The sequence below is a fragment of the Actinomycetospora atypica genome (genome assembly GCF_042653685.1).
Taxonomy (GTDB): Bacteria; Actinomycetota; Actinomycetes; order Mycobacteriales; family Pseudonocardiaceae; genus Actinomycetospora; species Actinomycetospora atypica.
The window spans coordinates 14654-27612 of record NZ_JBHSIV010000004.1; the positions used below are offsets into that span (position 1 = coordinate 14654).

13 protein-coding genes are annotated in these 12959 nt (G+C 73.6%); 5 read left to right on the plus strand and 8 right to left on the minus strand.

Annotated features, from left to right (window positions below):
* Positions 1 to 22 precede the first annotated feature (22 nt).
* The 4 genes from ACFPBZ_RS04745 to ACFPBZ_RS04760 are packed head-to-tail and all read right to left on the minus strand — an operon-like array spanning position 23 to position 4170.
* Positions 23 to 1438, minus strand: a complete 1416-nt coding sequence (locus ACFPBZ_RS04745; RefSeq protein ID WP_378034859.1) for a phenylacetate--CoA ligase family protein — start codon at positions 1436 to 1438, stop codon at positions 23 to 25.
* Complete coding sequence (locus ACFPBZ_RS04750; protein WP_378034860.1) at positions 1435 to 2244, minus strand: SDR family NAD(P)-dependent oxidoreductase; 810 nt, start codon at positions 2242 to 2244, stop codon at positions 1435 to 1437. The genes ACFPBZ_RS04745 and ACFPBZ_RS04750 overlap by 4 nt, the downstream gene beginning before the upstream one ends.
* A 43-nt stretch (positions 2245 to 2287) precedes the next feature.
* A complete protein-coding gene (locus tag ACFPBZ_RS04755; protein ID WP_378034861.1) occupies positions 2288 to 3061 on the minus strand; it encodes an SDR family NAD(P)-dependent oxidoreductase in 774 nt (257 codons plus the stop codon).
* Complete coding sequence (locus ACFPBZ_RS04760; protein WP_378034862.1) at positions 3061 to 4170, minus strand: LLM class flavin-dependent oxidoreductase; 1110 nt, start codon at positions 4168 to 4170, stop codon at positions 3061 to 3063. The genes ACFPBZ_RS04755 and ACFPBZ_RS04760 overlap by 1 nt, the downstream gene beginning before the upstream one ends.
* 214 nt (positions 4171 to 4384) lie before the next feature.
* On the opposite strand from ACFPBZ_RS04760, the gene ACFPBZ_RS04765 reads away from it, so the two are divergent.
* From ACFPBZ_RS04765 to ACFPBZ_RS04785, 5 genes are read left to right on the plus strand one after another with little or no spacing between them, the layout of a single operon-like run.
* Positions 4385 to 4771: a Zn-ribbon domain-containing OB-fold protein gene (locus tag ACFPBZ_RS04765; RefSeq protein ID WP_378034863.1), complete on the plus strand. Its 387-nt coding sequence runs from the start codon at positions 4385 to 4387 to the stop codon at positions 4769 to 4771.
* Positions 4768 to 5901: a thiolase family protein gene (locus tag ACFPBZ_RS04770; RefSeq protein ID WP_378034864.1), complete on the plus strand. Its 1134-nt coding sequence runs from the start codon at positions 4768 to 4770 to the stop codon at positions 5899 to 5901. The genes ACFPBZ_RS04765 and ACFPBZ_RS04770 overlap by 4 nt, the downstream gene beginning before the upstream one ends.
* Positions 5898 to 7148, plus strand: a complete 1251-nt coding sequence (locus ACFPBZ_RS04775) for a cytochrome P450 (RefSeq protein ID WP_378034865.1) — start codon at positions 5898 to 5900, stop codon at positions 7146 to 7148. Before ACFPBZ_RS04770 ends, ACFPBZ_RS04775 begins: the two co-directional genes overlap by 4 nt.
* A 15-nt stretch (positions 7149 to 7163) precedes the next feature.
* Positions 7164 to 7820 carry a TetR/AcrR family transcriptional regulator gene (locus tag ACFPBZ_RS04780; RefSeq protein ID WP_378034866.1) on the plus strand — a complete coding sequence of 219 codons (657 nt, stop codon included), beginning with the start codon at positions 7164 to 7166 and terminating at the stop codon, positions 7818 to 7820.
* Positions 7817 to 8587, plus strand: a complete 771-nt coding sequence (locus ACFPBZ_RS04785) for an SDR family NAD(P)-dependent oxidoreductase (protein WP_378034867.1) — start codon at positions 7817 to 7819, stop codon at positions 8585 to 8587. The genes ACFPBZ_RS04780 and ACFPBZ_RS04785 overlap by 4 nt, the downstream gene beginning before the upstream one ends.
* 56 nt (positions 8588 to 8643) lie before the next feature.
* Here the strand turns inward: ACFPBZ_RS04785 and hchA are convergent, their stop codons facing one another.
* The 4 genes from hchA to ACFPBZ_RS04805 form a co-directional block, all read right to left on the minus strand.
* Entirely contained in the window at positions 8644 to 9522 is an 879-nt protein-coding gene (gene hchA / locus ACFPBZ_RS04790; protein ID WP_378034868.1) for a glyoxalase III HchA, read from the minus strand.
* A 40-nt stretch (positions 9523 to 9562) separates the two neighbouring features.
* The gene (locus ACFPBZ_RS04795) at positions 9563 to 10228 is read right to left on the minus strand and encodes a hypothetical protein (protein WP_378034869.1); all 666 of its coding nucleotides are present in this window, start codon (positions 10226 to 10228) and stop codon (positions 9563 to 9565) included.
* A 166-nt stretch (positions 10229 to 10394) separates the two neighbouring features.
* Entirely contained in the window at positions 10395 to 11732 is a 1338-nt protein-coding gene (locus ACFPBZ_RS04800) for an ABC transporter substrate-binding protein (RefSeq protein ID WP_378034870.1), read from the minus strand.
* Complete coding sequence (locus ACFPBZ_RS04805) at positions 11732 to 12958, minus strand: branched-chain amino acid ABC transporter permease (protein WP_378034871.1); 1227 nt, start codon at positions 12956 to 12958, stop codon at positions 11732 to 11734. The genes ACFPBZ_RS04800 and ACFPBZ_RS04805 overlap by 1 nt, the downstream gene beginning before the upstream one ends.
* Position 12959 lies beyond the last annotated feature (1 nt).

Consider the following 12959-nt stretch of genomic DNA (forward strand, 5'->3'; position numbering starts at 1 on the left):
TGAGCCGCGACCCCGATCGTCGTCAGGACCGGCGCACCCGTTCGTCGACGACCCGACGCGCCTTGAAGGTGGTCTCCGGGAGCACTCCGGGGTCGAGCAGGGTGACCGGGACCCGGATCTGCAGGGTGCGCCGCAGGGCGTCCGCCACCCGGTCGGCCAGGGCGGCCCGTTCGTCGTCCGCCCGCGGCGCAGCCGGCCCGAGCTCGGCCTCCACGGTCATCTCGTCCATGGCCCCGACGGTGTGCACCCGGATCCGGAACTCAGGGCCCAGCTCGGGCACCGTGCGCAGGGCCGTCTCCACCGCACTCGGGAACACGTTCGCCCCACGGATGACGAGCATGTCGTCGAGCCGGCCGAGGACGCCCTCGGGCAGCCGCGGGTAGGTGCGCCCGCAGGGACAGGGATCGGTGTCGAGGTAGCTCTCGTCGCCCGGCGCGAAGCGGATCATCGGCTGGGAGTCGCGCCAGAGGTGGGTGTAGACGACCGCGCCGCGCGCGCCGACGGGGATCGGCGCGTTGAGGTCGCCGGCGTCGACGACCTCGGTGAAGACCTCGTCGTCGATGAGGTGCGTCCCGGTCCCGGCCTCGCACCCGACGCTCGTCTGGAACGGGTACATCTCCGACGTCGACCCGGCGTCGCTGACGATCGCGCCCCAGCCCTCCTCGATGATCTTCCGCGTGCCGGGCAGGCTGCCCCCGGGCTCGCCACCCACGAGGATCCGGCGGACCGGGCCGGCGGCGAGGTCGATCCCGAGGCGCTCGGCGACCGAGAGCAGGTGGATGCAGTACGACGGCGTCGCGCTGAACACGGTGCTGCCGAGGGTTCGGATGAGCTCGAGGTGGCGCTCGGAGTCGGTGACGCCGAGCGGGAAGACCGTCGCGCCGATCCGCTCGGCCCCCTGGACGACGCCCCAGCCGCCGAAGAACAGGCCGAACGGGAACCCGACCTGCACCAGGTCGTCGGGACGGATGCCCGCGCACCACTGCGCCATGGCGTGAACGTCCGCGGCCCGACGCCAGTCGGTGTGCGAGACCGCGTACATCGTCGGGGTGCCCGAGGTCCCCGACGAGCCGTGGATGCGCGCCGTCGCACCTGGTCCGGTGGACGGCGTGTAGCTCCCGAAGGGCGGGTGCTCGCGCTGGTCGGCCACCAGCATCTTCTTGGTGATCACCGGGACGCGGGTGGTGAAGTCCTCGAGGGTCGTGACCTGGTCGGGGTGGAAGCCGTGCGCGTCGTAGTGCCGCCGGTAGAAGGGCAGCTCGGTGTAGGCGTAGTGCAGCTGGTGGCGGATGCGTTCGAGGATGCGGCCGCGGCGCGCCGCCGGATCGCAGGTCTCCCGCTCCTCGTCCCAGAACCGCGGGAAGCCCCGGGAATCGACCGCGGGCCCGGTCGGTCGGATCGGGGTCGGCCGCGTCGCGACGGTCGGGTGCGTGGTCATCCCGCCCCTCCGACCAGGCCCTGGGCCTCGGCCACGTCCCAGTAGGAGTGCAGTCCGCGTACGTGCTGCCCGCCGTCGACCGGGATGAAGTGCCCGGTGATCCGGCCCGCCTCGGGCGAGAGCAGGAACATCGCGACGTCGGCGACGTCGGAGGCCTCCTGGTGGCGCGGGGGTGCGATCAAGGTGCGGTCGAGGAACTCCTGACCGATCTGCCCCACCGTGAACCCCGCACCGAGCGGGGTGTTGACCGTGCCGGGGCCGATGCTGTTGGCCCGGATTCCGTGGCGGCCCAGCTCGCCGGCGCAGACCTGGGTGAACTGCATGATCCCGGCCTTCGCCGCGCAGTAGTGCCCGAGCCCGTCGGTGGCCGCCACCGCGTTCAGCGACGCGATGTTGACGATCCCCCCGCCGGTGCCCGCGGCGATCGCCCGCCGGGCATAGGCGCGGGTGCACAGGAACGTGCCCTTCAGACAGGTGTCGACGATGAGGTCCCAGTCCTCCTCGCTGGTGTCGGCCACCAGCGAGAGCGACGCGGTGCCCGCGTTGTTCACCAGGTGGTCGACCCCGCCGAAGCGCTCGGTGGCCAGGTCGAAGGCCGCCTCCACGTCCGCGGCGACGGCCACCGAGCCGTGGGACCAGGCGATCTGTTTCCCGGCGTCGAGCAGGGCGTCGGTCGCGTCGATGTGCTCGGCGTCGATCTCGAGGCCGACCACGGTGGCGCCGCGGGCGAGGGACGCCGCCGCGATCGCCGCGCCGATGCCGCTCCCGGCGCCCGTGACGAGCACGGTCCGGTCGGTCAGGTCCATGGCTGCTCCTCGTCGAGCACGTGAGGGTCGTCGGGTGGCCTCATCAGCCGGAGCTGCCCTTCGTGTTCCACCCGCCGTCGACCGGCAGGATCTCGCCGGTGCAGAAGGCGGCGTCGTCGGAGAACAGGAAGGCCGCGGCCCCGGCGATGTCCTCCGGGGTCCCGAGGCGCGGGATGATGTGCGCGGCGGTGAAGTTCTCGCGCATGCTCTCGGTGATCCCGGCGAGGATCGGGGTGTCGATCGTCCCGGGACAGATGCAGTTGACCCGGATTCCGCGCGGCCCGTACTCCATGGCGGCCTGCTGGGTGAGGCTCACGACCCCGCCCTTGGCCGCGGAGTACGCCGCGAGGTTCTCGAGGCCCTTGAGCGCGGCCATCGACCCGATGTTGACGATGCTGCCTCCGCCGGTCTCGAGCATCCGCGGGATCGAGGCCTGCATCCCGAGCCAGACGCCCTTGAGGTCGGTCCCGACGACGTGCTCCCAGCCGGCGTCGTCGAGGTCGACCACGGTGTCGGGACCGAGGGTGTTCGTGACGCCGGCGATGTTGCCGAGGAGGTCGAGCCGCCCGTAGGCGCCGACCGCCTCGTCCATCAGCCGCTTCCAGTCGCCGCGTTGCCGCACGTCCATGACGACGTGGGACGCCCGGCCCCCGTCGGCGACGATCTGCTTCACCGTCGAGTCGTCGTCCTGGAGGTCCCCGACGACGACCGCCGCGCCCTCGGCCGCGCAGCGCAGGGCCACGGCGCGCCCGATCCCCTGCACCCCGCCGGTGACGACCGCGACCCGCCCCTCGAAGCGGGCGACCCCAGGGGCCATCACGCGATCCCGAGCGCGACGTTCGCCATCCTCTGACGGCGGGCCATGCGCTGGTTCGCCTGGAAGTTCGGCATCACGTACCGGGCGAACATCTCGAGCGAGCGGTTCCACTTGTCGGTGGTGACCCAGTCGCGGCAGTTGATCAGCAGGGTGCCGAACCCGCCGACCTCCTCCTCGAGTTCCTGCAGCTGCTTCGCGCACTCCTCGGGGCTGCCGATGATCCAGGGGATGTTCTCGGCCATCCACTCGAAGGTGAGCTGCTCGTCGCCCATCGTCTCGTCCTTCTTCATGAGAGCGCCGAGCCCGAGACCCTTGAGGTAGTCGTAGGAGCGCTTGACGCCCTCCCGGATGTCGTTCATCGCCTGGTTGCGATCGTCGGTCACGTAGACCTCGCGCACGATCCGCCAGTTCTCCCGCGTCACGGCCTCGTCGATGCCGGAGCGGGCGCCGGCCTCGAGCATCGCCGAGCCCATCGCCTTGAGGTCGGGGGCGAGCGAGTACGAGCCGTTGTCGATCGGGGCGAAGTGCACGCTCAGCGGCTTCCAGCCGCGCTCGCCGCACTTCGCGTAGTTGTGCGTGCCGGTCAGCCCGGCGATCGCGAAGGGCGGCACGTCCTGGTATGGCCCGACCTGGAGCTGGCGGTTCTCGTACTTCCAGTAGATGCCCTCGTAGCTGACCGGGTCCTCGGACGTCAGCAGCTGCCAGATGATCTCGAGGGCCTCGTTGGTGCGCGGGGCGGCCTCGGAGGGCTCCAGCCCGAACAGCGCCTTGTCGGTCGGCAGGCCGCCGCCACCGAAGCCGTACTCGAGCCGGCCGTGCGTGAGGTGGTCGAGGAACGCGAGGCGCTCGGCGACCATGAACGGGTCCTGGTAGGGCAGGTTCACGACCCCCGTCCCGAGCCGGATGCGGCCGGTGAGCGCCGACGCCTTGGCGATCATGAACTCGGGGACGGGCACGTTCTCGAAGCCGCCGGTGTGGTGCTCGCCGATCCAGAACTCGTGGAACCCGAGGCGCTCCGCCTCGACCACGGCCGCGATGTCGCGGTCGTAGGACAGCGTCCAGTTCTCGATGGGCGGGTGCTCGGGCATCGTGAAAAAGCCGAACTTCATCGGTCGCTCCTCAGCTCGACGCGCTCGTCCGGCGCGACAGGACGTGCCTCGTTCCCGACCAGCGGTTTGCTCTTCGGGTGAGAACCACTGTGGCGTGGTTCACGCGCCGGTGTCAACGACCGGGACATAGACCCACGACGACGGGCCCCTGGGCTTGTTAGTCGACCACGCGTTTGCTTACATGGCGTCACATCCCACGACCTCAGGAGCACGTGTGTCCGTCCCACCGGCGCTCGACCCGCGCCCCACGACACAGGTGGCCGACGACGGCCGCCACGTCGTCGCGGGCGGACGGTGCCGGCGCTGCCACGAGGCCCACGCCTTCCGGTGGCCGCGCTGCGCGACCTGCGGCGGGGAGCTCGAGCCCGCGACCTTCGGGCCGGGCGGCACCGTCTGGAGCAGCACCGTCGTCCGCATCGCCGTCCCGGGCCGCACCGCGCCCTACGTTCTGGCCTACGTCGACCTCGACGACGGGCCGCGGGTGCTGGCCCACGTCGCGCCCACCGCAGACGACGCGGTCGAGGCCGTCCCGATCGGCTCGCCGGTGCTGCTGACCTCCCCCTCCCCCGCCGGCGACCCCACCGTGGAGCCGCAGCGGTGAGCGCGCCGGTGGCCGTGCTGGGCGTCGGCACCTCGCACTTCGGGCGGCAGCCCGGCCGCGACCTCATCGCCCTGGCCCACGACGCCGTGCGCGAGGCGTTCGACGACGCCGCGGTCGAGCAGGTCGACGCCGTCTGGGTCGGCACCGTGTTCGCGCCCGCCGGGGTGGCCCAGCGCGTCCTGCGGGCCATCGGGATCACCGGCGTCCCGGTGATCACCGTGGAGAACGCCTGCGCCAGCGGCACCACCGCGTTCGCCGAGGCCCGGGAGGCGGTGCGCAGCGGGCGCCACGGCCGGGTCCTCGCTCTGGGGCTCGAACAGATGAGCACCGCCTTCGCCGGGGCCATCGTGCCCGAGCCGACCGACCCCGAGGGCCGGACCGGACTGGCGCTGCCCGCCCTCTACGCCATGGCCGCGGCGCGCCTCCTGCACGAGGGCGCGGTCACCCCCGAGCAGCTCGCGGCCGTGTCGGTGAAGAACCACGCGCACGCCACGCACAACCCGCGCGCCCAGTACTCGGGCGAGTACACGGTCGCCCAGGTGCTGGACTCGCCGATGATCGCGGACCCGCTGACGCGGCTGCAGTGCTGTCCCGTGTCCGACGGGGCCGCCGCCGCCGTGCTCGGCCGCCCCGCGGGTGCGGCCGGCGAGGTGGTCGTCCGCGGGCTGGCCCTGCGCAGCGGCACCACCTGGAACCACCGGTCCCCGCACGTCTGGGGTCACGACCTCGTCCGGGACACGGCGGCCGACGCCTACGCCGAGGCGGGGCTCGACGCCCTCGACGACGTCGACGTCGCGGAGGTCCACGACGCGTTCACCGTCGGCGAGGTGGTGACGACGGAGGCCCTCGGGCTGTGCACCCCGGGCGACGGCGGGGCCGCCGCGGCCGCCGGGGTGACCGCGCTCGGGGGGAAGACCCCGGTCAACCCCTCGGGCGGACTGCTCTCGCGCGGCCATCCGCTCGGGGCCACCGGTCTCGCCCAGATCGCCGAGATCACCTGGCAGCTCCGCGGCACCACCGGCGGCCGTCAGGTGGACGGCGCTCGCCTGGGGCTCGTCGAGACCATGGGTGGCGGGGTCTCCGTCCTCGACGGGAACGCCTGCGTCGTCGCCCTCCTGGAGCGCCGGTGACCGGGCCGCTGACCGGGCTCGAGGACGCCGACCTGCTCTCCGAGGAGGCCGTCGCCGACCCGTACCCCCTGCTCGCGGCCCTGCGCGAGCACGACCCCGTGCACTGGAGCGCGCGCTACCGCTCGTGGTTCGTGACCCGCCACGACGACGTCACGGCCGCCCTGCGCGACGCCCGCTTCTCCTCCGACCGGATCGCGCCCTACCGGCGCGCCAAGCTCGACGGGCCCGACGCCGACCCGGCCCTGCGCGCCGCCTTCGGGGTCCTCGAGGACTGGATGGTCTTCAAGGATCCGCCCGACCACCGGCGCCTGCGCCGCCTCGTCGCGCGCGCCTTCACCCCGCGGGCCGTGACACTGATGGCGCCGCGCGTGCGGGCCATCGCCGACGAGCTCCTCGACGCCGTCCTCACCCGCCGCGCCGGGCCGTCCGAGGCCGACCTGATCCAGGAGTTCGCCTACCCGCTGACCGCGTCGGTGATCGCCGAGATGCTCGGCGTCCCGAAGGAGGACCGGGAACGGTTCAAGGACTGGTCCGACGAGATCACGGGGCTCGTCTTCGGCGGCCTGGGCAACGCCACGCGGCACGACCGGGGGGCCCGGGGCATGCGGGAGCTCACCGAGTACCTGGGCGGGCTCGTCGCCGCCCACGAGCGCGACCCGGCCGACGACCTGCTCTCCGCCATGATCACCGCGCGGGACGACCGGGACGCCCTGAGCCCGGACGAGGTCATCGCGACCGGGGTACTGCTGCTCTTCGCGGGACACGAGACCACCACCAGCCTGATCGGGACCGGGCTCCTCGCCCTGCTCACCCACCCCGACCAGCGCCGGCTGCTGACGGAGCGTCGCGAGCTGCTCGACGGTGCCGTCGACGAGCTGCTGCGCTACGACGGACCGGCCAAGACGGTGGCGCGGGTGATGGCCGGGGACGTCGAGCTGCGGGGACGGACGTTGCGCCGCGGCGACCGCGTCTTCCTCAGCCCCGCCTCGGCGAACCGCGACCCGGCGGTGTTCGACCGTCCCGACGACCTCGACGTCACCCGTGACGTGCAGCGCCAGCTCGGCTTCGGGATCGGCATGCACTTCTGCCTCGGGGCCCCGCTGGCGAGGCTGGAGACCGGCATCGCGGTCCCGCTCGCCCTCGAGCGCCTCCCCGGCCTCCGTCCGGCGGCAGGCCCACGACAGTGGCACCCCGTCCTGCTCTCCCGCGGCATGGAACGATTCCCCGTCCGCTTCGACGCCGGCTGATCCCCCAGGAGCGTCATGCCACGTCCCAGCCGCTGGCCGGAGATCCTGCTCGCCGCCGGCGAGGAGTTCCGCGACCACGGGTACGAGAACGCCACCCTCGAGGGCATCGCCGCCCGCGTCGGGATCTTCAAGGGCAGCATCTACAACTACGTCGGCAGCAAGGAGGAGCTCCTCCTCGCCGTGGTGGAGGGCCCCGCGACGGCGCTGCTCGCCGAGCTCGACCGGCTGCGGTCCGACTCCGACAGCGGTGTCGCCGTCCGCCTGCGTGAACTCGTGCGCATGCAGGTCCGAATCTTCTCCGAGTACTACCCGGCGGCCTTCGTCTACCTGCGCAACATCGGTCACCTCGAGCAGTCGCCCCGGTTCGCGATGTTCCGGCAGATGGACCGTCGCTACATGGCCGACGTCGAGGCCCTCCTCGCCGAGGGGGCGGCCACCGGGGAGTTCTCGCTGGCCGCGGAGCCCCGCATCGTGGCCCGGGCGATCGTCGGGATGATCGACTGGATGCAGCACTGGTTCGTGCCGCGGGGGGCCGACGAGGACCTGCGCCTCGCCGACCAGATGGTCGCCCTGGCCCTCGGCGGGCTCGCGGCCGGCGGCAGCATGCGCGCCATGATCGGGGCCCTGCCGGGGGCCGCGCCGGCTCCCCTCGGCGCCGACGCCACCGCATGACGGGGACCGACCCGCTCGCACCGTTCCGGCTCGACGGGCGCGTGGCCGTGGTGACCGGGGCGTCGTCGGGGCTCGGGGCCCACTTCGCGCTCGCCCTCGCCGCGGCGGGCGCCCACGTGGTCCTCGCGGCTCGCCGTCGCGAACACCTCGACGCGGTGGCGGCGGCGGTCGGGCGGCGCTGCCTCGTCGTCGTCACCGACGTGACGGAGCCCGAGCAGTGCTCGGCCCTCGTCGACGCCGCCCTGGCGGAGTTCGGGCGCCTCGACGTCCTCGTGAACAACGCCGGCTCGGGCTACGCGGCCCGCGCCGAGCACGACGATCCCGCACGAGCCGCGGCGCTGCTGCAGCTCAACGTGCTCGGAGCCCTGCAGATGGCCGGCGCCGCCGGCCGCCCGATGCTGGGGGCGGGACGCGGCTCGATCGTCAACGTCTCGTCGGCGCTCGGCCTCGTGCCCCGGGGTCTCCCGCAGGCCGCCTACTCGGCCTCGAAGTCCGCGCTGCTCGGGCTGACCCGGGACCTCGCCCAGCAGTGGTCGGGGCGCGGGGTGCGGGTCAACGCTCTCGCGCCCGGCTTCTTCGCCTCCGAGATGACCGCGCCCCTGCTCGCCTCCGGGAGCGGGACCGCCCGGGTCCTGGAGAACACGCCGATGGGCCGGATCGGCCGTCTCGACGAGCTCACCGGACCCCTGCTGCTGCTCGCCTCCGACGCCGGCTCGTACATCACGGGCACCACGCTCTGCGTCGACGGCGGCTGGGCGATGCACTGAGCGGACCGTGTCCGACGGACACGGTCCGCTCGTCCCTCCGGCCCGCCCCGGGCCCCTCAGCGCTGCGCGCGCTCGACGAGGACGTCGGCGGCGAGCTTGCCGAGCGCATGTGCGGCGAGCGGGCTGTCGCCGGTGATGAGCTGCCGGTCGTGGTGCACGTGCCCGGCCATGTCGTCGTTCACGACGACGAGGCCCTGGGCCCGCAGCCCCTCGGCGAGCAGCCAGGGCATCCCGCCGGGGATGTAGCCGATGTCGACGTTGGCCCCGGTGTCGAGGGCGTCGGGGAAGGCGCAGACCTCGTAGCCCGCCAGGGGTGAGGTGTCCCGGTCGAGCCCGGCCGCCAGCAGCGCCGCCGGGCCGTGGCAGAGGGTGATCACGAAGCGGTCGTCGTCCGCGAGGGCCCAGTCGAGGACGGCCTGCAGGTCGCGGTCGTCGTGCAGGCCCTGCATCGCGCCGTGACCACCGGGGATGAAGACGGCGAGGTACTCGTCGAGCCCGCCGGCGATCACGTCGGCGAGCCGGCGGGGCTCCCGGAACTGCGGCAGGAACCGGTCGAGGGCCTCGTGGACGGCCTCGTCCTCGGGCGGCGTCGCCCAGAACTCGAGCTTCACCGGGTTCCCCGACACCGTCGCGACGTCGATCTCGAACCCGGCGCCCTGCAGGTGCATCAGCGGGAGCAGCGTCTCCACGGGGTGGTTGCCGGTGGAGAACAGCCGGCCGTTCGCCATCGGGAGGTAGCGCTCGTCGGCCCCGATCACGAGGATGCGCCGCCGCCCGCCGGTGACGGCGCCCTCGTGCTCCACGCCGTCGAAGTCGCTGCGCGGCGGCACGTACTGGCCGAGCGAGTAGGGCGAGGGGAAGAACGCGTCCCGCTCGGCCGGGTCGGGGGTCGGCTCCTGGGAGTCGCCACCGTGGGGCACGCTCATCTCGGTCATCCGAGAGGGGTCCCCGACCCGGCCCGGGCGCAACCCGGTGCTACTTCTTGGTCCAGGTGCAGGAGCCGCTGAACTCGATGTACTCGTCGGAAGACTTCACGACCATCGTCGAGCTGCCACTGACGTTGTCGTTCGCGTTGATCGAGCTGAGCTCACCGTCGGCACTGGAGAGGCGGGCCCAGTAGCAGTAGTTCGCACCGGTGGTGCGGTACGTGCCGGGCTGGATCTCCGAGCCGACCGCGTAGGTGCCGGAGCCGTAGGTCCCGGCGGGCAGGCTCGCGGCGGACGACGACCCCGACGAGGCGGAGTAGGTGCCCGACGAGCCGTAGCTCGGGGACGACGACGCGGCCGAGCCGATCGCGGCGACCCAGACCATGCAGATCAGCAGGCCGATCACCCCGAGCACGGCGCCCGCGATCGCGAGCCCGCGACCCACGCCGTGCTTCGACGCCACCACGATGCCGACGATCGAGAGCACGAGCCCGACCGGCGAGAGCACCCAGGAGATGACCCCGATGAACGGGATGAGCGCGAAGACCGCGCCGATCAGGGCGACGACGAAGCCGCCGGTCGCGAGGCCGTTGCGCGGGGCGGGCGGCGGCACCGGGACCCCGCCGGCGGGCACCTGACCCCAGCCGTACTGCGGCGGGACCGGGTACGCACCCGTCTGCCACGCCTGCTGCGAACCGTCCTGCTGCATCGTCATGCGAACTCCCCCGACCGAACCACTGCTGACACCGAACGTGTCGACGGCAAGGGAGAACTCGTTATCGGAGCAGTGGCACGTCACCCGTTCGGCCGCTGCTGTTCCTCCGGCTCACCGTGGGTACGGGTGACAGCCCCGGCGCCGCCGGAGCGGCGCCGGGGACTGCTCAGCCGCGCGGGGTCACCGTCGGCACCAGGTCGGGCGGCGGGGCGGGCCGCTGCTCCTGCGGGGAGGCGTCCGTGATGGGCGCCGCGCCGTTGGAGGTCAGCCGCACCGGGGTCAGCGGCACCGTGGCGCCGCCCTGCAGCCGCGCGACCGCGACCCCGCCGAGGCCGGCGTGGGAGTCGGGCGCGTAGCGGTAGAGCGGGAAGGCCGGTCCGCGGAACCCGTCGACCCCGCCGCCCTGGCGAGCCACGGCGTCGACCAGCCCCTTGCGGGTCAGCTGCGGCCCGGCGGCCTGCAGGGCCTGGACGAACGTGTAGGCCTGGGACATCCCGTAGATGCGGAAGCTGGTCAGCGGCTCGCCGTTCCCGTGGGCCGCCCAGACGCGGGAGAAGCCCTGCACCCAGGGGTCGGCGGTCTCCTCCGGACCGGCGAGGTACTTCGTCGTGAGCACCCCGTCGAGCGGGGCGGCTCCCGCCTGGCCCTGGCTGAGCCGGGAGAGCAGGCCCCCGACGAGGGTCGGGTCCGAGCCGACGTTGCTGTAGGCCCACTGCGGCCGGTAGTTGAGCCGCTGGGCCGCGAGCTGGCTGCGCGCGGTGTACGAGGGCACGGTGAAGCCGATGACGGTGTCGGCGCCGGCCGCCTGCAGCTGCGACACCTGGGGCGCGATGTCGGGGGCCCCGGAGGTGTACCGGGCCACCGAGACGATCTGGTTCGACAGGAACTGCCGCACCCCGACCTCGCCGTCGCGGCCGAAGTCGTCGTCCTGCAGCAGCAGCCCGACCCGGGCGCCGGGAGCGGTCTGCGCGATGTACTGGCCCAGGATCTTGCCCTCGACCTCGTAGTCGGGCTGCCACCCGAAGGTCATCGGGTTCTTCGCGGGCTGGTTCCACAGCAGCGAGCCGGACGAGGCGAACAGGTCGGGCACGCCCTCGCTGTTGAGGAAGTCGAGCACCGCGCCGTGGGGCGCCGTGCCGAGGCCGCCGAGGACCGCGAACACCTGGTCGCGCAGGACGAGCTCGTTGACGACCTGGGTGGTCTGGGTGGGGGTGTAGGCGTCGTCGCGGAAGACGTACTCGATCTTGCGTCCGTTCACCCCGCCGCGGGCGTTGACCCAGTCGAAGTAGGCCCGTGTGCCCGTGGGGATCTCGCTGTACCCGGGCGCCGCGACCCCGGTCAGCGGGAAGTGCGCGCCGACGCGGACGGAGGTCGGGGTGACCCCGACGTCGGAGGCGCCACCCGCTCCCTGCTCCTCCCGCCCACCCGCTCCGCACCCGGCGAGCACCGTCGCGGCCACCGCCGCGACGGCGATCGCCCGGATCGCCCGTCTCATCGATCCCATCAGGACCCTCCTCGCTCCCGGTCCGGCCCGTCGGCCGGTGTGGCGTCGTCCCGCTCCGCGGCGCGGTCGCCCGCGCGCTCCCGCGTGTCCTCGTCCCGGTCCGCGGGGCGCGGCGCGCTCGTGGTGTCGCCGCCCGAGGTCCCGCCGCGCCGGGGAACGAGGCGGCGCAGCAGGCCCGCGGCGCCCCCGGGGGCGAGGATCATCACCAGCACGAGGACGACGCCGTAGGTCAGGGGCGCGAGCTCGGCGGCCTGCACGTCGGACAGGCCCGCGCTGCCGCCCACCGAGGTGACCAGGGGCGGCAGGAAGACGATGACGATGCTGCCGAGGACGGCGCCGACGAGGCTGCCCAGGCCCCCGATCACCGCCGCCGCCAGCAGCGAGAGCGACAGGACGATGCCGAACCCGCTCGGCGCGGCCAACCGCGTGACCAGGGCCAGGAGCGTGCCCCCCAGGCCGGCGCAGACCGCGCTGACGACGAAGGCGAGCACCCGCAGCCGGCCGAGTCGCAGCCCGCTGAGCTCGGCGGCGACCTCGTCGTCGCGCACCGCCCGCCAGACCCGGCCGTAGCGCGAGGCGCTCAGGTTGGCCAGGGCGAACAGCACCAGGCCGGCGACGACCGCGCCCACGTAGGCGAGCCACTGCGTCGTCGTCGGGTCGGCGGCGAACACGAAGAAGTGGGCGTCGGCGAACCACGACGGCGTGCGCGGCGAGTCGACGGTGAGCCCCTGGTCGCCGCCGAGTAGGCCGTCGAAGGCCACCGCGAGCCCGGGGAGGCCGACGGCGAGGGCCAGGGTGGCGCCCGCGAGGTACGGCCCGTGCAGCTGCGCGGCCGCCGCCCCGACGACGGCCCCGACCAGCCCGGCCACCGCGGCCCCGGCGAGCATCGCCACCGGGAACGGGACCCCGGCCGGCAGCAGGAGGGCCGCGGTGTACGCGCCGACCGCCATGAACGCCCCGTGCCCCAGCGAGATCTGCCCATTGGTGCCGGTGAGCAGGGACAGGCCGGCGACCGCGGCGACGTAGTAGGCGAGGGTGGCGAGCTGGGACACCCGGAACGCGCTGAGCAGCTCGACCGCCGCCACGACCACCAGGGCCCCGACGAGCAGGACGAGCAGGTGGCGGCCCAGCGGCGTCGTGGGCAGCCACCGCCGACCGGGCCGCGGCCGGCCCTCTCGGGTGGTGGGGGCGGGGTCGGAGGTCGCCCGCGCGGCGGTGTCGGTCACC